The 26,331-nt window shown below is 38.9% G+C and carries 23 protein-coding genes and 1 riboswitch; of the genes, 5 read left to right on the top strand and 18 right to left on the bottom strand.

Features of this window, described 5'->3' with window-relative positions:
- Positions 1-16: 16 nt before the first annotated feature.
- The 13 genes from nuoF to pckA form a co-directional block, all read right to left on the bottom strand.
- Entirely contained in the window at positions 17-1,384 is a 1,368-nt protein-coding gene (nuoF, locus tag FFJ24_RS24155) for an NADH-quinone oxidoreductase subunit NuoF (protein ID WP_138819659.1), read from the bottom strand.
- A gap of 75 nt (positions 1,385-1,459) precedes the next feature.
- Positions 1,460-1,975, bottom strand: a complete 516-nt coding sequence (nuoE, locus tag FFJ24_RS24150) for an NAD(P)H-dependent oxidoreductase subunit E (RefSeq protein ID WP_138819658.1) — start codon at positions 1,973-1,975, stop codon at positions 1,460-1,462.
- Positions 1,968-3,182, bottom strand: a complete 1,215-nt coding sequence (locus FFJ24_RS24145) for an NADH-quinone oxidoreductase subunit D (RefSeq protein WP_138819657.1) — start codon at positions 3,180-3,182, stop codon at positions 1,968-1,970. The genes nuoE and FFJ24_RS24145 overlap by 8 nt, the downstream gene beginning before the upstream one ends.
- A gap of 91 nt (positions 3,183-3,273) precedes the next feature.
- Positions 3,274-3,774 carry an NADH-quinone oxidoreductase subunit C gene (locus FFJ24_RS24140; protein WP_138819656.1) on the bottom strand — a complete coding sequence of 167 codons (501 nt, stop codon included), beginning with the start codon at positions 3,772-3,774 and terminating at the stop codon, positions 3,274-3,276.
- Positions 3,774-4,316 (bottom strand): NADH-quinone oxidoreductase subunit B, encoded by a 543-nt coding sequence (locus FFJ24_RS24135; protein WP_131533237.1) that lies wholly within the window; start codon positions 4,314-4,316, stop codon positions 3,774-3,776. Before FFJ24_RS24135 ends, FFJ24_RS24140 begins: the two co-directional genes overlap by 1 nt.
- A 221-nt stretch (positions 4,317-4,537) precedes the next feature.
- On the bottom strand, positions 4,538-4,909 hold the full coding sequence (locus FFJ24_RS24130; protein WP_138819655.1) for an NADH-quinone oxidoreductase subunit A: 372 nt from the start codon (positions 4,907-4,909) through the stop codon (positions 4,538-4,540).
- Positions 4,910-4,992: 83 nt separating this feature from the next.
- On the bottom strand, positions 4,993-6,708 hold the full coding sequence (locus FFJ24_RS24125) for a tetratricopeptide repeat protein (protein WP_138819654.1): 1,716 nt from the start codon (positions 6,706-6,708) through the stop codon (positions 4,993-4,995).
- A 78-nt stretch (positions 6,709-6,786) separates the two neighbouring features.
- The gene (locus FFJ24_RS24120; RefSeq protein WP_138819653.1) at positions 6,787-7,692 is read right to left on the bottom strand and encodes a PstS family phosphate ABC transporter substrate-binding protein; all 906 of its coding nucleotides are present in this window, start codon (positions 7,690-7,692) and stop codon (positions 6,787-6,789) included.
- A 242-nt stretch (positions 7,693-7,934) separates the two neighbouring features.
- Positions 7,935-8,753: an energy transducer TonB gene (locus tag FFJ24_RS24110; protein ID WP_138819652.1), complete on the bottom strand. Its 819-nt coding sequence runs from the start codon at positions 8,751-8,753 to the stop codon at positions 7,935-7,937.
- A gap of 17 nt (positions 8,754-8,770) precedes the next feature.
- Entirely contained in the window at positions 8,771-9,277 is a 507-nt protein-coding gene (locus FFJ24_RS24105; protein WP_138819651.1) for a biopolymer transporter ExbD, read from the bottom strand.
- A gap of 3 nt (positions 9,278-9,280) precedes the next feature.
- Complete coding sequence (locus FFJ24_RS24100) at positions 9,281-9,895, bottom strand: biopolymer transporter ExbD (RefSeq protein ID WP_138819650.1); 615 nt, start codon at positions 9,893-9,895, stop codon at positions 9,281-9,283.
- Positions 9,896-9,974: 79 nt separating this feature from the next.
- The gene (locus FFJ24_RS24095; RefSeq protein ID WP_086548865.1) at positions 9,975-10,805 is read right to left on the bottom strand and encodes a MotA/TolQ/ExbB proton channel family protein; all 831 of its coding nucleotides are present in this window, start codon (positions 10,803-10,805) and stop codon (positions 9,975-9,977) included.
- Between the two features lie 299 nt (positions 10,806-11,104).
- Positions 11,105-12,700 carry a phosphoenolpyruvate carboxykinase (ATP) gene (gene pckA, locus FFJ24_RS24090; protein WP_138819649.1) on the bottom strand — a complete coding sequence of 532 codons (1,596 nt, stop codon included), beginning with the start codon at positions 12,698-12,700 and terminating at the stop codon, positions 11,105-11,107.
- Between the two features lie 868 nt (positions 12,701-13,568).
- Between pckA and thrA the strand changes: the two genes are divergently transcribed.
- The 5 genes from thrA to thrC all read left to right on the top strand — a co-directional run bounded on the left by thrA (position 13,569) and on the right by thrC (position 19,543).
- A complete protein-coding gene (gene thrA, locus FFJ24_RS24085; RefSeq protein WP_138819648.1) occupies positions 13,569-16,022 on the top strand; it encodes a bifunctional aspartate kinase/homoserine dehydrogenase I in 2,454 nt (817 codons plus the stop codon).
- Between the two features lie 4 nt (positions 16,023-16,026).
- Positions 16,027-16,479 (top strand): DinB family protein, encoded by a 453-nt coding sequence (locus tag FFJ24_RS24080; protein ID WP_138819647.1) that lies wholly within the window; start codon positions 16,027-16,029, stop codon positions 16,477-16,479.
- 5 nt (positions 16,480-16,484) lie between these two features.
- Positions 16,485-17,117 (top strand): LysE family translocator, encoded by a 633-nt coding sequence (locus tag FFJ24_RS24075; RefSeq protein WP_138819646.1) that lies wholly within the window; start codon positions 16,485-16,487, stop codon positions 17,115-17,117.
- A 46-nt stretch (positions 17,118-17,163) separates the two neighbouring features.
- Positions 17,164-18,147 carry a homoserine kinase gene (locus FFJ24_RS24070; RefSeq protein ID WP_138819645.1) on the top strand — a complete coding sequence of 328 codons (984 nt, stop codon included), beginning with the start codon at positions 17,164-17,166 and terminating at the stop codon, positions 18,145-18,147.
- Positions 18,148-18,235: 88 nt separating this feature from the next.
- Positions 18,236-19,543, top strand: a complete 1,308-nt coding sequence (gene thrC / locus FFJ24_RS24065) for a threonine synthase (RefSeq protein WP_138819644.1) — start codon at positions 18,236-18,238, stop codon at positions 19,541-19,543.
- Positions 19,544-19,801: 258 nt separating this feature from the next.
- Here the strand turns inward: thrC and FFJ24_RS24060 are convergent, their stop codons facing one another.
- The 5 genes from FFJ24_RS24060 to metH all read right to left on the bottom strand — a co-directional run bounded on the left by FFJ24_RS24060 (position 19,802) and on the right by metH (position 25,968).
- Positions 19,802-20,161 carry a hypothetical protein gene (locus FFJ24_RS24060; protein WP_138819643.1) on the bottom strand — a complete coding sequence of 120 codons (360 nt, stop codon included), beginning with the start codon at positions 20,159-20,161 and terminating at the stop codon, positions 19,802-19,804.
- A 143-nt stretch (positions 20,162-20,304) separates the two neighbouring features.
- Complete coding sequence (locus FFJ24_RS24055) at positions 20,305-20,718, bottom strand: tail fiber domain-containing protein (protein ID WP_138819642.1); 414 nt, start codon at positions 20,716-20,718, stop codon at positions 20,305-20,307.
- Positions 20,719-20,791: 73 nt separating this feature from the next.
- On the bottom strand, positions 20,792-21,094 hold the full coding sequence (locus FFJ24_RS24050; RefSeq protein ID WP_138819641.1) for a hypothetical protein: 303 nt from the start codon (positions 21,092-21,094) through the stop codon (positions 20,792-20,794).
- A gap of 171 nt (positions 21,095-21,265) precedes the next feature.
- Positions 21,266-22,219, bottom strand: coding sequence for a methylenetetrahydrofolate reductase [NAD(P)H] (gene metF, locus FFJ24_RS24045; protein ID WP_138819640.1), 954 nt, complete (start codon positions 22,217-22,219; stop codon positions 21,266-21,268).
- Between the two features lie 68 nt (positions 22,220-22,287).
- Positions 22,288-25,968, bottom strand: coding sequence for a methionine synthase (gene metH / locus FFJ24_RS24040; RefSeq protein ID WP_138819639.1), 3,681 nt, complete (start codon positions 25,966-25,968; stop codon positions 22,288-22,290).
- 121 nt (positions 25,969-26,089) lie between these two features.
- Positions 26,090-26,193: riboswitch (SAM riboswitch) on the bottom strand.
- Positions 26,194-26,331: the final 138 nt, after the last annotated feature.

Genomic DNA, 26,331 nt, shown 5'->3' with positions numbered 1-26,331 from the left:
CGTAATACCTAAATATTTATTTCTCTTCCGCTACCGGAGCTTTTTCAATCGGTGTTGCATAATTAGCAATACCGTAATTTTGACTCTGGCTTTTAACCGGTTCTTTAATGTGCCATTCAAATTCATCTCTGAAGTGACGGATTGCACTGGCTACCGGCCAGGCTGCTGCATCACCCAACGGACAAATGGTATTACCCTCAATTTTGCGTTGGATATCCCACAATAAATCAACATCTTCCATGCTGCCATGACCATGTTCGATTTTATGCAGCACTTTTTCCATCCACCCGGTACCCTCGCGACAAGGTGAACACTGTCCACAACTTTCGTGGTGATAAAAACGCGCAAAATTCCAGGTATTTCTAACAATACACTGATCTTCGTCAAAAGCAATAAAACCACCCGATCCCATCATGGTACCAGTAGCAAAGCCACCTTCTGATAATGATTCGTAACTCATTAAACGGGGCTCGCCATTAGCGTATTTTAAGGTTAAATTAGCAGGTAAAATAGGCACAGATGATCCACCTGCAACTGTTGCCTTTAAACGTTTACCATTAGCGATACCACCACAATATTCATCAGAATAGATAAATTCTTCTACCGGCAAACCCAATTCGATTTCGTAAACGCCTGGTTTTACTAGATTACCTGATGCGGATATTAATTTTGTACCTGTACTTCTACCGATGCCAATTTTTGCATATTCATCGCCACCATCATTGATAATCGGAACAACAGCAGCAATCGATTCAACATTGTTCACCACTGTAGGGCAACCATACAAACCAGCAATCGCCGGGAATGGTGGTTTAATACGTGGGTTACCCCTTTTACCTTCAAGTGATTCTAACAATGCGGTTTCTTCACCACATATATAAGCACCACCACCTGGCTGAACATATAATTCTAAATCGTAACCAGTACCTAAAATGTTTTTACCCAACCATCCGGCGGCTTTAGCTTCAGCAATGGCTTTTTCTAAAATACGGATCTGAGGCATCATTTCGCCACGTACGTAGATATAAGAAACCTTTGCACCTAAAGCGAAACTCGAAACAATCATTCCCTCAATTAAAGCATGGGGAATGTAAGTCATTAAATAACGGTCTTTAAAAGTCCCTGGCTCAGACTCATCAGCATTACACACCAAATAACGTGCAACACCCTCAGGTTTGGCCAAAAAACTCCATTTCATCCCCGTTGGGAAACCCGCACCTCCGCGACCGCGTAAGCCTGATTTTTTAACCTCTTCAACAATCTCTTCAGGTGTTAAAGTTTTCAGGGCTTTTTCCACAGCACGATACCCGCCTTTTTGGCGATAGACTTCAAGCGTATTGATGCCTGGTACGTTTATATGCTCTAGTAACAGTTTTCGAGACATTTTAATTAGTCTATAGTCCGTAGTCCACAGTCCTTAGTCTTAAGTCAAAACGACTCACGACTTAAGACTCCCGACTTAGGACTTATTTTTCAAATCTTCAATCAATTTATCTACACTTGCTTCAGTCAGGTTTTCGTAGAAAGTATATTCCGGGCTAATTTGCAACACCGGACCGAAACCACAGGCAGCTAAGCATTCAACTCCTCTAAAGCTGAATAAACCATCGGCAGTAACTTCACCCTCTTTAATGCCCAACTTATTTTCCAGGTGGCTTAATATTTTTTCGGCACCAACCAGGCAACAAGGGCCAGTACGGCAAACCTCTAAGGCATACTTACCCTGTGGTTTTAAAAAGTACATCGTATAAAATGTTGCCACTTCATAAACTTCAATCGGCTGAATATTTAAATATTCGGCCACCTTATCCATTGCTGGTGTACTTACCCAAAGGAATTCGGCCTGTACCAAATGTAATAATGGTAGCAAAGCTGATTTGTGTTTGCCTTCAGGGTAACGGCTTTTTACTTCATCAAATTTGGCCAGCAATTCTGATGAAAACACTACAGGTGTTTGTTCTTCTACTTTAAGCATCTAATTCTCCTGCAATAATATTCATACTACTCATGTTGATAATGGCATCAGACAATAACATGCCCTCGCTCATTGGTGCAAACATCTGGTAGTTTATAAAACTTGGTCTGCGGAAGTGCAAACGGTACGGTGTACGGCCTCCATCATTGATCAGATAGAATCCTAATTCTCCATTTCCGCCTTCTACAGCGTGATAAACTTCTGCTTTTGGTGCATCAATCTCACCCATCACAATTTTGAAGTGATAGATTAATGCTTCCATATTGTTGTAAACTTCTTGTTTTGGAGGAAGGTAAAATTCAGGGACATCGGCATGGAAAATGCCTTTTGGCTCTGTTTTTAACTTCACAACTGCCTGTTCGATAATGCGGACACTTTGCCACATTTCTTCGTTACGCACTAAATACCTGTCGTAAATATCACCGCTAGTACCTACCGGAACTTCGAAATCGAAATCCTGATAAGAAGAATATGGGTCACTTATGCGAACATCGTAATCTACACCTGTGGCACGTAAAAGTGGGCCAGTCCAACTATATTCTAACGCTTTTTCCTGGGTAACCTCTGCAACACCTGCCGTTCTGTCAATAAAAATACGGTTACGTGTTAACAGATTTTCGAACTCTTTTAATGCTTTAGGGAACTCTTTTAAAAACTTATCGATTTTAGCAAAGGCGATATCATTGAAATCTCTTTCGAAACCACCAATACGTCCAATATTTGTAGTTAAACGCGCACCACATACTTCTTCAAAGATTTCGTAAATGTGTTCGCGAAACTGAAAAAGGTATAAGAAAGTGGTGGTAGCTCCGGTATCCTGACCAATAATCGTGTTGCAGATAATGTGATCGGCAATACGCGAAAGCTCCATAATGATTACCCGAAGATAATCTACACGTTTCGGCATTTGAATATTTAACAACTTCTCAACCGTCATGTGCCAGCCCATATTATTAATAGGAGAAGAGCAATAGTTTAAACGGTCGGTAAGTGGAGTAATCTGGTAAAAAGGGCGATGCTCGGCAATCTTTTCGAAAGCACGGTGGATGTACCCAATAGTAGAAACGCCGCTCACAATGCGTTCGCCATCTAATTGCAGAACGTTTTGAAAAACGCCGTGGGTTGCAGGGTGTGTTGGACCTAAGTTTAAGGTTACCAGCTCACTTTGCGGGTCGTTATCTGTAAATACCGGATGGTTATGATTCATATCCCCTAAATCCCCTGGAGGGGACTTCCTTTCAATGTTTATAATATTTAATTTTATCTTCTACCCAATTTCTCCTTTAGAGGACAAGCGGTTACCTTCCAAAAAATTCGTCTTTTTTATCCACTCTGTTCGGATCTTCCAATGGATATTGTTTCAGCATCGGATGAACACCCAAATCATCCATATTTAAAATACGGCGTAAATCAGGGTGACCTTCAAATTTAACTCCAAACAGATCATAAGTTTCACGCTCCATCCAGTTCGCACCTTTCCAAACCGTTGTTGCAGTTGGGATAGTTGGATTTTGCTCTGAAATGAAAACCTTAATCCTGATCCTAACTTTCTCTACCATGTTATGCAGATGATAAACAACAGCGATACCATGATCTTTACCAGGGTAATGAACTGCTGTAATATCCGTTAGAAAATTGAATTTTAATTCTTCTTTAAGATGTGAAAGCACATTTACAATAACATCTTTATAAGTTACAAAAGTTAATAACCCATAAGGTTCAGAAACAGCAGTAACTTTTTCGCCAAACTTTTCAGTCAGTTTAACGTTTATGTTGTTATTTAGCGTCGTTTCTTCCATTATTTAATGCCGTATTGACCTAAAAGTTCTTTGTAATAATCAGAATTTCTTCTTCTGCCTGATTCATTCTTCACTAAATCCTGGATACGTTGGAAACCATCTAAAATGGCTTCTGGCCTAGGCGGACATCCCGGAACGTAAACATCGACCGGAATTACTTCATCAATACCTTGCAGTACCGAATAGGTATCAAAAATACCACCACTACTTGCGCAGGCACCAACCGCCATTACCCAACGTGGCTCTGCCATTTGGATATAAACCTGTTTTAATACCGGGGCCATTTTTTTTGCAATGGTACCCATAACCATTAAAACATCAGCCTGACGGGGAGAAAAGCTTAAGCGTTCAGCACCAAAACGACCTAAATCATAATGAGAACCCATGGTTGCCATAAACTCGATTCCACAACAAGAAGTTGCGAAAGGTAAAGGCCATAATGAATTTGAGCGGGCCAAACCAATCACTTTATCAATAGAAGTAGCAAAAAAGCCAGATCCTTCTATTCCTGGAGGCGCATCAACTATATTAATTTCACTCATGTTTATAAACAAAAAATGCTCATCCCTTTGCAGAATGAGCAACAAATTTACAATATTTTACAGGCAAACAAGCGAGCTTTACTCGATTTAGAACCTTTCTAAATAACTAAAACCCGATAGAGTTAGTGTAAGTGATACACATTCAGTTTTCAATTGGTATTTTTCGATTATCAGTTTATAAAACTAGTGGCATTAAAGCCAATTGTGAACTGTAAACTGAATTAGTTCCAGTCTAAAACTTTTTTCTTGATTACGTAGATGAAACCCAGCAATAATGTGCCCATGAAAATGAACATTTCAATCATTCCATCCATACGTAATGCACGGAAATTAACTGCCCATGGATACATAAAGATAACCTCCACATCGAAAAGTACAAATAAGATGGCTACTACAAAATATTTGATAGAGAAAGGCTGGCGGGCATTACCTACTGATTTTATACCCGCTTCAAAAGTTTCTAACTTATCACTCGTTTTGCGTTTTGGACCTAAAAAGTGGGTAGCAACCAATGTAGTTACTACGAAACCTAAAGCAACAATTACTTGAAATATAATTGGTAAAAAATCTATAGCCGAACTTTGCGCTTGCATAATTATTATTTTGTGATTGCAAAAGTAAAAGAAAAAGGCAGAGTAACCAAACTCTGCCTTTTCTAAATTATTTAACTTTTTAATTATTTGCCTTTACCTTTTGGAGCTGGAGCAGCTAATTCTTTTAACTTAGCTGCTGCAAAAGTTCCAGTAGGATATACAGCTACACTTTTATTAAAATATTCTTTAGCTTTTTCCTTGTCTTTGTAGTAATAATAACCACCAATAGTATCATAAGCTTCAGAAAGTTTCTTAGCGTTTGCTGTAGCTAATTCAGGTTTTTCAGTTATCTTTTTGATATACTCCTCATAAAACGGAAGCATCAAACCCTTAGGCTCTTTCTCATCATCCAACAAACTGTTAATACGAGCTCTTGTTAAATATGCGTCGTAAGTTTCAGGAGCTAGTTGTGTCACTTTAGCAATTGACGAATCAGCCCTTACTAAGATATCTTTTGAAGGATTTTGTTTAGCTGTTAATTTTGCAGCATAATCAAAATAATTTGCCATTGCATTATAATAATAGTTATATAAAGCTCCTTTTCCGTTAGGATTAGCTTTTATAGCTTTCTCATAAATCTCAGATGATTTAGCATATTTTTTAGCATCGTAAAAACTTTTAGCAACTTCAGCCAATGCATCGGCATTTGTAGAATCTTTTTCTACAGCTTTAGTGATATTAATTAATGCTAAACTATCTTGACCAGCTTTTAACTGAGCTTTACCTAAATATAAATAATCGAAAGCAAGGATTTTGTTAGGGTCTTTCTCTTTAGCGAAGAAATCATTCATGCTGGTAAGTGCAGCAGGATAGTTTTTATTCTCATAAGCAGCCCAACCTTTCATCCTGGATACGATAGCACTCTTAGGATCGTTAGCTGGTGCTTGTATAGTTGATGCTACCTGCTCCAAAGTTGGAAAATCTTTTGCGTAAAATAAGAATTGAGCATAACGCAACTGAGACTCCAAAGATTTATCTGTTAAGTCCATGTACTTTTTGTAATTCTCAATGGCTTTTTTTGCTTTTTCTTTATCTGTACCAAAACTACTCCATTGTAAATATAACTCACCTAACTCGCGGTAAGCCGGACCGTAGTTTGCATCAGCAGCAATTACATCCTGTAATTCTTTCTCGCCTTCAGGAAAAGCCCTTGATTCTTTGTACATTTTACCAATCTGCGTTTTAGCTCTTCTGTTGTTAGGATCAACATCACCAACACGCATATATGGACCCAATGCTTCAGAGTTTTTTTTCTGCAAAGCATAAGCATCGCCTTGTGCTAAGAAAACTTCAGCATCCTTATCTTTAGAATCTAACTCATCTGCTTTGGTAATATTTGCTAAAGCATTGGTAAAATCCGGTTTTGATACATCATCACTCGGTTTATCCTGTGCTAAATAGGCTTTACCGATATACAAATAAGTTTTGTAGTCTTTAGGTGCCAAAGCTACTGCCTTGTCAAAATTAGTCTTAGCAGAACTTGGGTTATTAGATAACATATCTGCTTCACCTAAACCGATTAAGTTTAAGTTGTTTTTCGGATCAGCAGTAACACCCTTGGTAAATACGGCCCTGGCAGAGTCGATATAACCGGTTTTTAGGTAAACCAAACCAAGATTGTAATAATTATTACCATCTGAAGCTTTTGAACTCACCAATGATTTAAGCATTGATGATGCTTTTTGATACTGCTCCGCGTCGATGGCTTTTTTCGCGTCATTTAAATCTTGAGCAAAAACTGCAGAACCCATCAACACTAAACCTACATTTAAGGTTATTGCTTTCTTTAAAATTTTCATCGGATATCCTGTTTTTTATTTAATAAAAATGAAGTGTCTCTTTAGATTTACTTCGTGGTTCAATTTATAATTTTTAATTTAATTTCCTTTGGTCAGGTTAATTTGCCTTGGCATTAATTTATGTGGGCCAAGTCCAGATTTAAGTACAATCAATTGTCCCCTCTGACTTCTTAACCATGTTGCAAATCCTGTGCCTAAACCATCTCTTCCTTCGCAATCTATAATATTTATATTTCTTAAGAAAGGATAAACGCCATTGATTAAGTTATCCTGAGTTGGTTTATAGAACTGATCGTCTCCTACTTTCCCTTTTATATTCTTTACACCCAACACTTTTATCTTTGAAAGAGATTCACTCACCCCTGTATCTTTGCCCGTGATCCAATTCACGCCTAAAATACCAATAAAATTTTTATCTTCTGCAATAAGTTTAATTACTTCTTTGCTAGAATTTTTTGAGTAAACACCTGTAGCTGGAAACTGGCCAATATGGGCCAACTCTTTAAAATACTGAAAGGTACTAGAATAGGCGTTATCAAAGACCAGTTTTTTATCTGATTTCTTCCCCTGTAAGATATCAATCACCTCTTTAACGTTAATTGTACTATCGATATTGCTTTGATTTGTAATTAAAGCGATACCATCAATAGCGAAACGTGAAGAGTTAATTTTAATATTACGCTGATTATAATACTTTTCTTCTGCCTTGGTTAATAATCTTGGTAAAATAATTACCCTTACGCTATCATTCAAGAAAGCAGGTAATAATTCTTCTTCAGGTTTAACTGTCGCCTCAAATTTTGCATCCGGGTAGTCTAAACCAAAAATATTGATCTGATCCTGAACAATCGGTCCAACACTTTCATCAACCAATATTTTTAAGGTACCGCTTGTTCTGGTTTCTTTAACTGCATCCGTCTTGTTTTTACGCTTGCAGGATACGATTAATGCCAGTACACAAAATATTAAAAGGAAATTTTTCATTTAATTGATTAATCGCGCCTACCCAGGCTTAAAAGTCTTACAAAAGCATAAATAATTAAGAAGATACCAATTGCAATGCGGCCCCACTGCGGGATAGTGCTTAAACGAAGTGCAATAGGCTCATAAAATATGAATGCGAAACCCAATACCACATAAAAAACAAACATGATAAGGCCTAAAATGAGCAAAAACCGCTGTTTAGGCGATTTTTGCTTAAAAATATCAAAATTTAACATCTACTATTAGTTCAATGTAAAGTTAACGTTGATGTTGTATTTTACCCTTACCGGCTTACCATTCTGGATACCTGGGTTCCAACGTGGGCTCGCTTTTAATACACGGATGGCTTCTTCATCAGTTCCGCTACCCAAACCACGGGTAACTGTGATATCTGTTAATTTACCATCTTTTTCCACAACGAAAGATAAAAACACTTTACCCTGAACGTTGTTCTCCTGTGCCATTGGCGGATATTTTATTGCCTTACCTAAGTAGCCATAAAATTTAGCAATACCTCCGGGGAATTCTGGTTGTTTCTCAATACTAACAAAGTCATAAACTTTATTATCATCAACTGCAACTGCAGCTTCTCTTTTTGGTCCTTCACCTACTGGTTCAGCGATAACAATATCAGCAGTTGGATCACCTTTGATATCTCTCTGACCTGGATCAGCTTCCTTCAATTTTTCAACTGTAGGTGGTTCATCACGAACCTCGATATCGGGTTTTACAATCGGAGGTGGCATTTTCACCTGATCTACCTTTGGTGGCGGTGGCTCTACCGGTGGCGGTGGAGGTGTTTCCGGATTTACCGGTGGTGGTGGAGCTAAAATTACTTCCTGTGCTTTTACCTGATCTTCCTGTTGATCCATTGAACCTTTAATAAGGCTGTAGATTTTTGGAGAGAAAAATAATACAAGGAAGATAATAGATCCAATAATTAAGGCTTTGGTGGTATTTGCACCATTACTTTTACGCAATTGGTACGCACCATAGTTTTTGTTTTTATCTGCAAAAACCACTTCAAGCCATTCTTTTCTGAATATATCTAACTTCGACATAAAATTGGTTTTACTGATTATAAAATTCCTTTTTCTTTCATGAACTGTTTCTCATTGTCAAGGATGTTATCATCGTCGATTTGACGAACCTTAACTTTAAGAATTTCCAACTCATCCATTATATCTACAAAGTTTTGGAATGTAGAACCTGATGTTGGTTTTACCAGTACAACAAAGTCTCCGGCAACGCCTGAGGCATCAGCTGCTTTTCTATTTTTAACAATAGCATCTTCGATTTGTGAACCAGATTCGATAGTTGGGGCGCTTTCGCCAGCTACTCCCATGTACCATGCTACTTTATTGCTTTTACCTAACAAAATAGTCATTGTTTTACTTGCCTTCAGTTCCAATCTGTTCTCTGGTAACTTTTCGTTTTTATCTGGCTTTGCAATATCCATCGCTTGTGGCGTAGAGATTACTGTTGTTAAGATAAAGAATGTTACCAAAAGAAACATTAGATCCACCATCGGAGTCATATCAACCCTTGGGGTGGCTTTCTTCCCGCCTGTGTTTAATTCTGCCATTTCTTATTTCTTTTTAGCTTCAGAGTTGGTAACCAATAAAAACTTGTTTACACTTTGTTTCTGAAGTACATCAATAATCTTTTTAACTACCGGATATTCTTCTTTGGCGTCGCCTTTAATACTGATACGCATATCCTGATTGTTGATCTCTTTTGTAGCTTTACGCGCATTTAAAACCCAGGAATTTAACTGATTGTCAGTCGAATCCGATGGAATACCCGGTTGAACCCCAGGCTTCATACGGTCGCCGCTATTCATGGCGATAAGCGACTTTAAGCTCTGGATTGGCACACCGAAACTTCCTATGTTCGAGAAACGTTGAACTTCGGCCGGACTGAACGATATTTTGTACTGTTCGCCCATTAGCTCCAATGTTTTCGCTCTTACTTTCGTACCTGCTACTTCAAAGAAAACTTTCCCCTGCCCAATGGTTAATATCGCATTGTTTTCTACGGGTACCTTAAACTCATACGTTGAGGAAGGTGTAGAAACGGCTAGTGGTTCTGGTTGCCTTGCTGTAGCAGTTAAGATGAAGAAAGTAAGTAACAATGATGCCACATCACACATGGCAGTCATATCTGTTACTGTACTTGTTCTTTTAACTTTAATTCTAGGCATAATATTTTTTACTAGTTTTTAATAATGATGATCTTTTTTCCGGTTTTCCATAAAGCCGGTAAAAATTTTTTCAAAATTCTTATTTATGCGAACTAGCGTATGTTTGAACGATGCTGAAACCAGCCTCATCGATTGCGTAAGTTAACTTGTCAATTTTAGAAGTTAATACGTTATACATGATAATTGCCACAGTAGAAACCAAGATACCTGTTGCAGTATTGATCAATGCCTCAGAGATACCTACCGCTAATGCCGACTGATCTGGTGCTCCAGAGTTTGCTAAACCGGCGAATGCACGGATCATACCTGTTACTGTACCCAATAAACCTACCAATGTACCGATTGATACCAAAGTTGCAATTACAGTTAAGTTTTGCTCTAACATTGGCATTTCTAAAGCTGTAGCTTCTTCTACTTCTTTTTGGATAGCAACAATTGATTGCTCAACATCCATATTAGTATCAGCTTCAACTTCACTGTATTTTTTCAAACCAGATTTAATTACGTTAGCAACTGAACCTTGTTGTTTATCACACTCAGCTTTTGCAGCTTCGATGTTACCTGCGCTTAATAAACCTTGTACTTTGCGAATGAAAGTATCTAAGCTAGATTTTCCACTTGCTTTACCAATAACGATGAAACGTTCGATAGAGAATACAATTACTACTAATAGTAATCCAACTAAGATCGCTACGATAGGACCTCCTTTGTAAGCTGTTCCAAGATAGTTACCAGGTAATGGTAATTTCTCTCTGTCACCATCGATAAAGTTACTTCCTTCTCCGAATACGAATCTCCAAACACAGAATCCAATGATAATACAAATTGGAATAACGAATGTTGCAAATACATTTGAAGCACTAGAAGAGCTCTCTTTTTTAACAGTTGTTGGTTTTGGTGCGTTTGCCATTTTTTTTGAAATTTTAGTTTTAGTTCTTGTTTTTAATTTTTAGCTGTTTTTTTTCTTTTGTACAACACTCAACGTTTCATATCCGAAATTGTTGCGAAAAACAAATTTATAAATTGATTTTAAATTACAAATTAATAAATCAATAAGCAATTAAATCGTTACTTAGAATTTTGTTTCGGTAATTCACCATAGGTGTATAACAAAAAAATTGCCCCAGCCGAGGCAATTCTTTCACAATAAAAACTAAAAAAAAATCGATTTGCAAATTTTTCGTTCAAAAAATGCATTTTAAAGCACATTTAACATAATTTTAACGCTTCGTGTCTGCTTTTTGGTACTTTTGTCAGTTCAAACTGCTTAAAATTTTCTGAGAAGGCATCTGCCAGTTGATAAGCTTTTAAAAAATATTCTTCCTGATTATCCCATGTTTTAGAAGGGTCTAAAATATCATAGGGCACACCCGGACAAATTAAGGGCATCATTAATTTAAACACATGATGTTTTTTATAATGGTGGTGATTTAAATCCCCGTTTAATGCTGCTTTGATCATTGCCCGTGTATAACTTAATTTCATCCTTTTACCAACACCATAAGCTCCCCCACTCCATCCTGTGTTTACCAGCCAAACTTGTACCTGGTGTTTTTTCATTTTCTCGCCGAGTAATGCGGCGTATTTTGAAGGATGCAATGGAAGAAAAGCTTTTCCAAAGCAAGCAGAAAATGTTAACTGGGGCTCAGTAACGCCAGCTTCTGTTCCGGCAACTTTAGCGGTATAACCACTCATAAAATGGAACATGGTCTGCTCTACGTTTAATCTGGATATTGGAGGCAATACGCCAAACGCATCAGCGGTAAGAAAAAAAATATTTTTTGGTACCGCGGCAACAGAGGGCAGAATAGCATTATCAATATAATCTATGGGATAAGCTACACGCGTATTTTCTGTTTTATCAATATTGGAATAATCAACATCTTTTGTTCCCGGGAAGAAGTTGATGTTTTCTAATAATGAGCCAAATTTAATCGCTTTAAATATCTGAGGCTCTTTTTCTTCTGTTAAATCAACACATTTTGCATAACAGCCGCCCTCGAAGTTGAATACGGAATCGTTACCCCAGCCATGCTCATCATCTCCAATTAAACCGCGCTCAGGATCGGCTGACAAAGTAGTTTTGCCCGTTCCAGATAAGCCGAAGAAGATAGCGGTATCTCCATCTTTGCCAACATTAGCCGAACAGTGCATAGAAAGTGTATTCTTATATACCGGAAGAATGAAATTCAGTACAGAGAAAATTCCTTTTTTGATTTCACCTGTATAACCGGTTCCCCCGATCAAAATCATTTTTTTAGTAAAATTGATGATGGAAAAATTTTCCTGACGGGTTCCATCAACAGCAGGATCTGCCTGAAATCCCGGAGCGGCAATAATGGTCCACTCCGGACTGCTTATTAAATCATCTTCATCAGGACGGATAAATAAATTGTGAGCAAAAAGATTCTGATACGCTGTTTCAGTAATTACGCGGATGGATATTGCATAATCCGGATCAGCACATGCCGAAGCATCACGTACATAGATTTTCTTATCGCCAAGGTAATTGGTAAGCTTATTGAATAACTGGTCGAATTTCTCAGGACAGATTTTAATGTTTACATCACCCCACCAAACCTCTTCTTCTGTTATGTCGTCGCACACGATAAACCTGTCTTTAGGCGAACGTCCGGTAAATTTACCGGTATCAATGGCCAGTGCTCCCGATGCCGCCAGTATACCTTCTTTATTTAATAATGCATCATCAATTAACTCTTTTGGAGATAACTGGTAATTTACAGCAATGTTCCCGCCTAGATTTAAATAGCTTAAATCTGGCGCTTGCAGTTTCTTTTTGCTCATAACAATAAGTTAGTTAGTGGAGCAAAGGTAAAGACTTATATTGCACAAAAACGAGTTTTAAAACATAATTTTTTACATATTGTAGCAAATACACTATGATTTAAATATCTGATATTTAATTAATTAAACCATATTTTTAAATATAAAAAAAATCAAAAATATACACTAAGTAAAATATGGTAAATGGTTTTAGTGTTTAAATCTTCTGAGTCCAGACTGACTTATATGGGATTGAGTATAAGTTATGCTTCTTAGATAAAAAACATCAATTTCACCCCGCCTTGGAAAAAGGAGGGGAATAATTAAACGCCGGAAAGGCAACGCACTTCAATAGTAGCACCAGCCCGCATTAAATAAACCTGATAAAAGCGGCAGCTCCCGATCTCACCCACAACAAAACAGCACCACCATCGGGACTATAGCGGTTAGCAGGGCTGCACTGCCCAAAAAGCTACTGCAGCATCTTTTCTAAAAAAATTACTGATCAACCACCCCGCCCTGCGGGCACCCCTCCAAAGAAGGGGAATAATATGGCTATTTCATTTACTTAAACGTTTTAATAGAAATTTCGAAATAAAATTGAAAAAACATTTGCATTTTAAGAAAATAATCTCCTACTTTACGGTGTACAAAATACACGAAGACAAGATGAATTTTAACACTTCAATTATTACAACGATTATTATTACCACCGGTATAAACCAGCGGGGCTAATTTGTTGTAAATTGAAAAAACATAAAACACAGAGAGCGTCCCGATGAAAGTCGGGACGCTTTTTTTTTAAACCATGCTGAATGAAACCTGTACAGACGAGCATTTTAAAACACAGATCGGTGCGGCAACAAACAGTTAAACCCAATATAAACTAATGAAAGTACTCAAATTCGGCGGCACATCCGTAGGTTCGGCCGAGAACATTAAAACCCTCTTGCGCCTGGTTGGCGAAGAAAAACAGAAGAATAGCCCGGTAGTTGTATTATCGGCAATGAGTGGTGTAACCAATCTGCTTACCGATATGGCCGAAATGGCTGAGCGTGGTGAAGATTATGATGCCCATTTAAAAGAAATTGAGGCCAAACACTTTGCGGTAATCCGTTCGCTTTTACCTGCAGCAGCACAAAACCCTGTGTTTACGCGCTTAAAAATCTTTTTTAACGAACTGGAAGATCTGCTACAGGCAGTGACCAACCTGCGTGAGCTTAGCTTACAGACCAAGGATCAGATTTTAAGCTATGGCGAACGTTGTTCTACTTTTATGATCAGCCACATTGCTTCGCAAACTTTTGGAGGCGCGCTTTATGTAAACGGGTCGGAACTGATTAAAACCGATAGCAACTTCGGTCAGGCCAAAGTTGATACCGAGTTGACTGAAATGCTGATCAACAATTTTTACCAGGAAAATAAGGATAAGGTACTTTTTGTTACTGGTTTTATAGCGAGCAATGCAGCAGGAAGGGTAACGACTTTAGGCCGTGGTGGCTCTGATTATACTGCAGCGGTATGGGGTGCAGCCTTAAATGTGGAAGAAATAGAAATATGGACCGATGTAAACGGCATGATGACAGCTGATCCGAGGATCGTTAAAAAAGCTTTCTCTTTGCCAGAGCTGAGCTATACTGAAGCCATGGAACTGAGTTATTTTGGTGCAAAAGTGATTTATCCGCCAACGATGATCCCTGCTTTTATGAAGAAAATCCCCATTGTGATCAAAAATACTTTCGAACCGGATTTTGCAGGCACCTATATTAAAAGTGATGTAAAAGCATCTAATTTACCCATAAAAGGAATTTCTTCTATTGATCAGATCAGCATTATCAACCTAACCGGAAGTGGCATGGTGGGTAAGGCAGGCTTTAGCGGAAGATTATTCTCACTACTTTCGCGCGAACAGATCAATGTGGTATTGATTACACAATCTTCATCAGAGCATAGTATTACCTTCGCAGTTAAGCCAACAGATGCTTCGCAGGCCATTTCATTAATCAAAAAAGAGTTTGAGCTGGAACTGGATGCAAAAAAACTGGAACTACCAGAAGTTGAAAGTAACCTTTCAGTTTTGGCCATCGTGGGTGAAAACATGAAACGTACACCGGGTATGAGCGGACGTTTGTTCAATGCATTGGGCCGTAATGGTATCAATGTAAGAGCTATTGCACAGGGCTCATCTGAATATAATATCTCTGTGATCATCAGCAAAGATGATCTATCTAAAGCGGTTAATGCGGTACATGACGCCTTTTTTACCGACCTGAAAAGAACGCTTAACGTGTTCTGCCTCGGCACAGGGAACATTGGTAAAACCTTATTTAATCAACTGAAAGAGCAAATGCCTTTCCTGGCAGCTAATAATGATCTACAGGTTAAGGTTGCAGGCATTAGCAATACGCGACAAATGATCTTCAGCGCAGATGGTTTACCACTCGAAAATTGGGAAACCGAACTAGCTGCTAATGGTGAAAAAGCTGATTTAGCTGGTTTTGTAGCCAAAATGAAAGCTTTAAACTTACCCAACTGTGTTTTTGTGGATAATACGGCAGCGGAATCACCAATAGAATTTTATCAGGGTATATTCGAAAGCAGCATTTCAGTAGTAACCTGCAATAAAAAAGGAAACTCTGCTGGTTATGCGCAGTATAAATCATTCAAAGATACCGCCCGTAAATTTGGTGTTGATTTTTATTATGAAACCAATGTTGGTGCTGGTTTACCTATTATACGCACGCTGAAAGAATTAATGATGAGCGGCGATAAAGTTGCCCGGATTGAGGCTATTTTATCAGGAACCATTTCATACATCTTCAATAATTTTAAGGGTGAAGCCGGTTTTTACGAAACGGTAAAAGAAGCACAGGAACTGGGTTATACGGAACCAGATCCACGTGATGACCTGAACGGAAAAGATTTTATGCGTAAGATGTTGATCCTGGCACGCGATGCAGGTTATCCATTGGAAGCCAGCGATGTGAAAATTGACAATATTTTGCCCGAAGCCTGCTTAAACGCTTCAACAGTAGAAGATTTTTATGCGGAACTTAAAGCCAATGCGACTTATTTTGAAAATCTAAAAAACACGGCAGCCAACGATGGAAAAGTTTTACGTTACATTGGCAAGTTAGAAGATGGCAATGTAGAGATCAGTCTTCAAATGGTTGATGATAGCCATCCTTTTTATATGCTATCGGGGAGTGACAACATTATTTCTTTCACTACTGATCGTTATAAATCACGTCCATTGGTGGTAAAAGGCCCAGGTGCAGGCGCAGAAGTAACGGCTGCCGGTGTTTTTGCGGATATCATTAACGTTGGTACTTTAAACAACTAATACCATGAATCCGGTTTTAGCACATAAAAATGAAATCCTAAGCCTGGTTGATCAGGCAATGATTGATTTTGAAAATATCACGGAAAAAGCATGGAACGATAAACCGCAACCCTCAAAATGGTCTAAAAAAGAATTATTAGGTCATTTGATCGATAGTGCATCGAATAATATCCGTCGATTAATTATTGGCCAGTATGAGCAGTGTGTTAAAATCGTTTATCATCAGGATGAATGGGTGCTTTATCAAAATTATCAGGGAACTGATATTAGTGAGGTTAAAACACTTTGGAAATTATTGAACTATCAGATTTGCCGGGTAATTGAAAACATTCCGGAAGAAAAGCTTCAGAATAACTGTGATACCGGAAAAGGAAAAACAGAACTGCATACACTTTCTTATTTTATTGAAGATTATGTGTTGCATTTAAAATATCATTTAAAGCAAATAACGGCATAATAGCTATGTTAGGAATCGAGAATTTAGGTGCATTTATATTAGCTGCTATTATAGTGGTTATTACGCCCGGTGTAGATACCATAATGGTTTTAACAAGAAGTATTTCTAAAGGAAAAAATTCAGGTTTATACTCTGCTCTAGGTGTCAGTTTGGGCTTGCTTGTACATACTTGTGCAGCTACATTTGGCCTTTCTCAAATTTTATCGAAATCAGCCATTGCTTTTAGCATAGTTAAATACCTGGGCGCAGCCTATCTTATTTACCTGGGCTACCGGTCTTTTGCCAGTAAAGGTGAACACGTTGAGATAAAGCCCGTTGAAAGTAAAGTAACCGGAATGAAACAAATGTTTTTTACGGCGCTTTTGAGTGATATTTTAAATCCTAAAATAGCCCTCTTCTTTCTTGCCTTTTTACCCCAGTTTATCAACAGTGAGGAAATTAATAATCCGATTCCTTATTTTTTACTCGGCCTGATTATGTTCTTCATAACCTTAATCTGGTGCTCATTTTTAGCATTAACAGGAAGCAACGTAGCTAAGCACTTTAACCGAAATAAAAATATCGAGATCTGGATGAACAAAACTTCAGGGGTAGTATTTATTCTATTGGGGCTAAAAATAGCCTTAACTAAAAAATAACATTTAAGTTTTACCAAACAGCCAATAAGGCAATCAGTATTAAAAGATGCAAAAGAATATAAATGATAATGAGCTAGTTCCAGCAGATTTAGAAGTTGGAACTTCTATCCGGGTATTTGCACCCGCAACTGTAGCAAACGTTGTTTGTGGTTTCGACGTATTGGGTTTCGCCGTAAACGAACCGGGTGACGAAGTGGAAATGCGTTTTACCGATACACCAGGAGTAGTGATCAAAAGAATTACCGGCGATGACGGTCGTTTACCATTGGATGCTGCTAAAAATACGGTAAGTGCCAGTGTGCAACATTATTTAAAACACATCGATCGTTTGGATGTGGGCGTAGAAATTGAACTCCACAAAAAAATGCCTATCGGCAGTGGATTGGGCTCTAGCTCGGCCAGTACGGTTGCAGGTTTATTTGCCATTAACAAATTAATGGGCGATTTATTAACGGCCAAAGAACTGGTTCCTTTTGCCATGAAAGGTGAAGAACTGGCTTGTGGCTATGGCCACGCCGATAATGTTGCACCTGCTTTGTTGGGCGGTTTTGTACTGGTAAGAAGTTACGAACCATTAGACGTGATTTCTTTGCCAACACCAGCCGGAATGTACGCCGCAATTGTTTATCCGGAAGTTGATGTACCAACAAAAGATGCACGCCAAATGATCCGTAGTAAGGTTGCCCTAAAGGATGCAGTTACCCAATGGGGAAACGTAGCTGGTTTGGTAAGTGGATTGTTCATGAATGATTTCGACTTAATTGGAAGAAGCATGAAAGATGTGCTGGTAGAACCTACCCGCTCGATCCTGATCCCTGGTTTTGAAGAAATGAGAAAACTGGCAATGGAAAATGGTGCAATTGGTTTCGGAATTTCAGGTTCTGGTCCTTCTGTTTTCGCATTGACCAAAGATGAAGAAACAGCCAGAAAAATAACTAAATCGCAACAGCAACACTTGCATAAAATAAATATTAATAGCAAAGCTTTTGTTTCTCCGGTTAACGCGGAAGGGCCAAGAGTAATTTCTTAAGGCTGGAAGGTAGAGGGTTTAAGGGTGGAGGGCTAAGCATCCAAAACCTTCCAACCCTCAACCTTTCAACCCTCCAACCTCATTAAAAATGAAACTATACTCAACCAACAATAAAGATTTACGTGTTTCTTTTAAAGAAGCCGTTTTTAACAGTATGCCTCAGGATAAAGGCTTATACATGCCGGTAGAAATCCCGCAGCTTGATGCCGGTTTTATTGAAAATATCGAACAATATTCTTTACCTGAAATTGCTTACAAAGTAGCCTCAACACTATTAAAAGATGAGATTCCGGCTGAAGATTTAAAGGCTTTAATTGATGATGCCATTAATTTTGATGCTCCCGCAATAAAATTGGATGATAAAACCTTTGTACTCGAATTGTTCCATGGCCCCTCTTTGGCTTTTAAAGATTTTGGCGCCCGTTTTATGAGCCGTGTGATGGCTTATTTCTTAAAAGATGGCGAACAGCTGCTAGATGTATTAGTTGCCACTTCAGGAGATACCGGTGGAGCTGTAGCATTAGGTTTCTTAGGTGTTCCGAACACCAGGGTAACGATTCTTTATCCCGAAGGAAAAGTGAGTCCGATACAGGAGTTGCAGTTAACCACAAACGGTGAAAACATTAGGGCAATTGAGGTAAAAGGAACGTTTGATGATTGCCAGGCTTTGGTGAAGCAGGCTTTTGCTGATGATGAACTGAATGCGAAATTCAGGTTGACTTCTGCTAACTCCATCAATATTTCACGGTTAATTCCTCAAACCTTTTATTATTTCAACACTTATGCCCAATTGAAAAAACAAGGTTATAGCGATGTTGTATTTTCGGTTCCCAGCGGAAATTTCGGAAATATCGGTGCCGGCTTACTGGCTTACAAATTAGGATTGCCAATTAAACAGTTTATCGCCGCTACTAATGTGAACGACACTGTTCCACGCTTTTTAGAAAGTGGTTTTTACGAAACAAAACCATCAACACAAACCTATTCGAATGCGATGGATGTTGGTGCACCAAGCAATTGGGTCCGCATTATGGATCTGTTTGATCAGGATGTAGAAGCGCTTAAAAAAGTGGTTACGGCTTATCGCTTCACTGACGAAGAAACATTGGGAGGCATTAAAGAACTCGACAACAAACTTAATTATGTTGCCTGTCCCCATACTGCAATTGCGTATTTGGCAATTGAAAAATACAGAAGCGAAAATCCATCTGATGAAAGTGCGGCTGTTTTCTTATCTACTGCGCATGCCTGTAAATTCCCGGATATTTTCCCGGCGGATATTGCAGCTAAAATCGAAATCCCGGAGCAGGTAAAAGCTTTGGAAAGTAAACCTAAACATGCAGATCAATTGGCGGCAGACTTTGAAGGATTTAAAAGTTATTTGCTTAAAGGGTAGTAATTAGATTGATCGTCATTTCGAGCGGAGTGCAACGAAGCCGAGAACCATGGAGTGCCCAGTGAAGCTAAATCTGTCTAGAGATAGATCTCGCTGTTCCGCTGCGCTACAGTCGAGATGACGATTTATAAAAGTGCAAATCCATCCCAACTTCTGACCTATCTCTAAAGTTAGCCGGGATTTGTAATCCTTAACCAAAAAAAGTCATACAACACAAAGGTCCGGACTATAAATCCGGACCAACTTGAAAATATTTATTTAATTAACAGAAGCGAAAGCTGTAGAAGTAATGCTAACATTATTAAATGTCGCGCTGCCGGTGCTGGTGGTAATCGCTTGTCCATTAAATCTAAAAGTGCGTGAACCTGGGGCAGCAGTATAAATAATAACCGTATAAGTGCCGGCCGTCAACGGACCGTATGAACCTCCACTTGGACCAAAATAAGCACTAACAGGAGTAGGTCCGTACAGGTAAATAGATCCGTTATCACCAGTTCCATTACTTAAATTTAAACCAATGCTAAAAAATTTACTGGCCTTATTTTCAGCCTTAGTATTTTGCAAAGGTAACACAGCCAGTACTGTACAGAACAGGAATAATTGAATAAGCTTTTTCATAATAATTGTTTTTAATTGTAGATTTATATTTGGTTAATTATATAAAAATAAAAATTTAAGCATTACGTAGGATCGTTTTATTTATAAAAATAAAAAAGGCCGGAACATTACTCCGACCTGAATCAACTATAAAACTAAAAAAATTACTTTGTATTTCTGGATTTTAAACTGTTTACTTCTGCCTTTAATTGTTCTATTTGCTCTTGTTGCTCTTTTATACTGGCGACCAAAAGCGGGACTAAACTTTCGTAGTCTACCTTAGTAATGGTCGCATTTTTAAAGGCGTTTTTGCCAGATACATAACTTTTAGCTTGGACTGAAACGATCTCAGGAATAGTTGTTTTAGCTTCAGCACCTACAAAACCATACTGTGATTTGGCTGATAACTTTAGTTTTTCCGCCCAGGCTTTATCGTAATTAAAACTTACCGGCTGGAGCTTAGTTACCTGACTCAGGGCATTTTCTACAGGCTTAACATTATTTTGCACAACTTCCTGTGCACTGATTTTTAAAGAAGCAGCGATTAATAACACTGCAAATGAAATTGCTCGTTTCATATATATTATTTTAAAATTTGAAATAGACTATCTGTTCTACAGGATTTGCAGAAAATTAAACACAGAAATATGTTTAAATGGAGGGTGGTGGAGTTAAAACTTCAGGGAAGTATGCCAATTGAAGAGAACAATCAGGAACAATCACCTTTTTTGAAGTTTGAAGCGGAAAATACATTTTCCCATGAAACATGGTTTCCTGTATTGCATATTCGGTTTCTATTTTCTTTTCTTCTTTCTCTGTTGCATCATCACTTGTAGATAGAACCTCAACATTATCTGTAGAATAGCTTAAATACGAAACCACACGACTCACTTTTAAGACAAAAGTTAGTGCAATGCAGGCAATCAATATATATTTAAGGCCCTCTAATTTCATTGTTACAAATATAATTGCTACAATATTAAAACAACAAAATTAAGGTTAAAGTTCTGTAAGAATTTGAAATATTGGGCAGATGCTATGCGCAAGTTTATGAAAGCAAGGAGCTTTTCCAATAATGGTTTGGATCAGACCTCGCAGTTTTTTGAAACCTGCGAGGTCTTTTTACTAAAAAATAGCTTTAGCAATCTTTTTAGTTTGTTCAGGGCGGCCCATGGTATAAAAGTGTAATACAGGGGCGCCAAAATCGATCAGTTCTTTACATTGTTTGATCATCGCTTCTGTACCAATTTCTTTAGCCTCGTTATTGTTTTTAGCGTGAGATAGCGCATCCGTCAATTCATCAGGTAAATCTATGTGAAAAATCTTCGGTAATACATTTAACTGCGATAAGGTACTTATAGGTTTCAAACCTGGTATAATTGGAATATTGATATCGTTTTCCCTGCATTTCTTTACAAAATCGAAATACTTCTGGTTGTCGAAGAACATCTGTGTTACGATAAACTCTGCTCCCGCTTCAACTTTCTTTTTCAGATATTTGAAATCGGTATTCATGTTAGGTGCTTCGAAGTGTTTTTCAGGATAACCAGCTACGCCGATACAGAAATCGCTTTTAAAGGTTTCGACATCTTCGTGGAGAAATTTACCATCGTTATGGTTCTTGATGTGCTCGATTAAATCTGTAGCATAACAGTGTCCACCAGGAGTTGGTACAAAATTCCCATCTGCCTTACGTGCATCTCCACGCAAAGCCAAAACATTATCGATCCCTAAAAACTGTAGGTCGATCAATGCATTTTCGGTTTCTTCTTTGGTAAATCCACCGCAAATGAGATGCGGAACGGCGTCAACTTTATATTTATGAATAATGGCTGCACAGATGGCAATGGTACCAGGGCGCTTGCGGTAAGATACCTTTTGCAGCAAGCCATTTTCCTGTTCTTTATAAATGTAGTCTTCGCGGAGCGAAGTTACATCAATAAAAGGGGGATTGAACTCCAATAGTGGCTCTATGGCATCATAAATCCATTGGATACTTTGCCCTTTAATAGGCGGTAATAGCTCAAAAGAAAATAAGGTTTTACCCTTCGCGTTTTTTATATGGTCTGTAATCTTCATAACCCAACCCCTTAAGGGGCCTTAAATTTTAATTTGTATGCAATTCCCTCCCCTTAAGGGGCCGGGGGTTAATATGCTAAATTCGGACTTAACCACCGCTCCACTTCTTCAATTGGCATATTTTTCCTGATGGCGTAATCTTCAATCTGGTCTTTGGTAATTTTTCCCAATCCAAAATACCTCGATTCGGGATGCGCGAAATAAAACCCACTTACCGCCGCTGTTGGATACATGGCATAACTTTCTGTTAAGTGCAACCCTATTTTATTCTCCGCATCAAGCAATTGGAATAAAGTACCTTTTTCAGTATGTTCCGGACAAGCAGGATAACCTGGTGCCGGACGGATACCGGCATATTCTTCCTTGATCAGTTCCTGATTACTCAGATTTTCATCCTGTGCATAACCCCAATATTCTTTACGTACACGTTCGTGCATGCGCTCGGCAAAGGCTTCCGCCAAACGATCGGCCAGTGCTTTGGCCATGATGCTGTTATAATCATCGTAATTAGATTCAAACTCATTCACCAGTTCATCAATCCCGATACCAGCAGTTACGGCAAAACCACCAAAATAATCCTGAATACCACTTTCTTTCGGTGCAATAAAATCAGATAACGCATAATAAGGCTGTCCATCTACTTTTTCGGCCTGCTGGCGGAGGGTGTAGATAGTTACCAGTTTGGAGTCATTTGATAACTGATCACTGGCAACTGTCAACTGAATATCGTCTCCCACCGCATTTGCCGGCCAGAAACCAATTACAGCTCTTGCTGTTAGCAGTTTTTCGTCGAGAATACGTTTTAATAAGGCCTGTGCATCATCAAAAAGTTTCTTTGCTTCGTCGCCTACATTTTTATCGTCAAAAATTTTCGGGTAACTTCCACGGAGCTCCCAGGTATGAAAAAATGGCGTCCAATCAATATAGGGAACCAGTTCCTCTAATGGGTAATTATCGAAAACCCTGGTACCTGTAAATTCGGGAACAGGTAGGTTGGGTTGAAAATCGATCTTAAATTTATTTTCGCGAGCTTCTTCCAACGTTTTAAAACGTTTATCAGAACGCTTATTTAAATGCGCTTCGCGGGCTTTGTCATATTCAGCCCTGATGCCTGCGATATAGTCATCTCTCGTTTCAGGATTCATCAAGGTACTGCAAACGGTAACACTTCTAGAAGCATCTAATACGTGAATAGCAGGACCTGAATAATTCGGCGCTACTTTTACGGCTGCATGGATCCTGGAAGTTGTTGCGCCACCTATTATTAATGGAATGGTAAAACCTTCACGCTCCATTTCTTTGGCAAAGTGAACCATTTCATCCAGAGACGGTGTAATTAAACCACTTAAACCAATAATATCAGCATTTATTTCTTTGGCTTTTTTGATGATTTCCTGTGCCGGAACCATTACGCCCATGTCTACAATTTCGAAGTTATTGCAAGCCAATACTACGCCTACAATATTTTTACCAATATCGTGCACATCGCCTTTTACAGTGGCCATTAACACCCTTCCTGCCGACGAATTCTGATCCTGGTCAGGATTATCCAGTTTCTCCTGCTCAATAAATGGTAACAGATAGGCTACCGCTTTTTTCATTACCCTTGCCGATTTTACCACCTGGGGCAAGAACATTTTTCCGGCACCAAAAAGGTCCCCGACAATGTTCATTCCATCCATCAATGGCCCTTCAATTACCTGAATCGGGCGGGCATATTTTTGTCTGGCTTCTTCCACATCATCATCCAGGTATTCCACAATTCCCTTTACTAAAGAATGAGATAATCTTTCTTCAACAGAACCTTTTCTCCACTCTTCATCTTTAACCACCTCTTTACCTTTTGATTTTACGGTATCGGCATATTCTACCAAACGTTCTGTCGCATCTTCCCTTCGGTTCAAGAGTACGTCTTCTACCCTCTCTAATAGTTCTGGCGGAATTTCCTGATAGACCTCCAGCATCCCTGCGTTAACGATCCCCATATCTAAACCTGCCTGAATGGCGTGATAAAGAAATGCGGAGTGCATCGCTTCGCGAACAGTATTATTTCCCCTGAAAGAGAATGAGATGTTCGAAACCCCACCACTCACTTTGGCATAAGGCAGGTTTTCTTTGATCCAGCGGGTGGCATTTATAAAATCGACGGCATAATTATTATGCTCTTCCAATCCGGTTGCAACGGTTAAGATATTTGGATCGAAAATAATATCCTCTGGCGGGAAACCAATTTCGTGTACCAGAATATCATAACTCCTTTTACAGATTTCCTTTCTACGCTCGTAATTATCGGCCTGCCCCTGCTCATCAAAAGCCATTACCACAACAGCAGCACCATATTGCATAATTTTGCGGGCACTTTCGCGGAATTTATCTTCCCCTTCTTTTAAGGAAATCGAGTTTACAATTCCTTTTCCCTGCAAACATTTTAAGCCATTTTCGATAACCGACCATTTCGATGAATCGACCATGATAGGCAATTTGGCAATATCGGGTTCAGAGGCGATGAGGTTTAAAAATTTGGTCATTGCTGCTTCCGAATCCAACATCCCCTCATCCATGTTCACATCAATTACCTGTGCACCGCCTTCAACCTGTTGCAAAGCAACAGCTAATGCAGCTTCATAATCGCCACCCAAAATCAGTTTGGAGAATTTTGGAGATCCGGTAATATTGGTTCTTTCACCAATATTGACAAAAATACTATCCGGAGTGATGGTTACAGGTTCCAATCCGCTTAAACGCATATAAGGCTCGAGCACCGGAATTTTGCGGGGTTCAGCTTTTCTGGCATTTTTGGCAATGCAACCAATATGTTCCGGCGTAGTACCACAACAACCGCCCACAATATTCACAAAGCCAGAGGCAATAAAATCGTCAACCAAATGTGCGGTTTCGTGTGGTTGCTCATCATAAGCACCAAACTCATTTGGTAATCCTGCATTTGGATAGGCCGAAACGTAACAACCTGCTTTTGCAGCAAGCTCCTCAATATGCGGACGCATTTCTTTTGCACCTAAAGCACAGTTAAAACCGATACTTAATGGTTTTGCGTGCATTACAGAGTTCAGAAAAGCTTCGGCAGTTTGCCCCGAAAGTGTTCTGCCGGAAGCATCGGTAATAGTACCAGAAATCATGATCTCCAGTTTACGGCCAATTACCTCTTCGTATTTTTTTATGGCTACAATAGCCACTTTAGCATTTAAAGTATCGAAAATAGTTTCGATTAATAATACATCAGAACCACCATCTACCAAACCCCGTACCTGCTCATAATAAGCAGCTTCCAGTTCATCAAAATAAACCGCCCTAAAACCAGGGTCGTTTACATTCGGCGACATGGAAAGGGTACGGTTAGTTGGGCCAATAGCACCAGCCACAAAACACTTGCGACCGGGGTTTGCAGCCATAAATTCATTTACAGCTTCTTTTGCCACCCGTGCCCCTTCGAAACTCATTTCGTAAGAAAGGTCTTCCATCTGGTAATCGGCCATCGAAATGCGCTGGGTACTGAACGTATTGGTTTCGATGATATCGGCACCGGCCGCCAGGTATTCCAGGTGTATTGTTTTTATAATATCCGGACGTGTGATGTTGAGCAAATCGTTGTTGCCTTTTACATCACAGGGATGGTTTTTAAATCGCTCCCCTCTAAAATCTTCTTCGGTTAAGGTATATCGCTGAATCATGGTACCCATTGCACCATCAATCACCAAAATACGTTTCTCTAATTCTTCTCTTATACCCATTTGTTGTGTAAAATGTGGGATGGAAAATGGAAAATGGCAAGACACATCATACATCCTCCATTATACATTATTACATCCTAAAAGGCTTATCTAAAAAGTTGGTACGTGAATCGTAATCCTAAACTTATCTGTTTCCGCTATTTGCAGAATAGAATTTAGCACCTTGTAGGTTACAGGTTGCTAAGACTTCGTTGGGTCTAATCCCTCCGTCTTTCTTAATAAGCATACAAAAATGCAACAAAGCAACATCAATTCCAAAATTTATCGCCTTGCAACCAAATAAAATTACAAAGGCCACGCAAAACTGCGCAGCCTTAAGAATATTGTTCTGTTTTTAAAATCAGCAGACTACCTTTTTTCCAT

Origin of the sequence: Pedobacter sp. KBS0701 (genome assembly GCF_005938645.2) — a bacterium.
Lineage (GTDB): Bacteria > Bacteroidota > Bacteroidia > Sphingobacteriales > Sphingobacteriaceae > Pedobacter.
The sequence above is the reverse complement of the archived record's forward strand: the minus strand, read 5'-3'. Positions and strand labels throughout refer to the sequence as shown.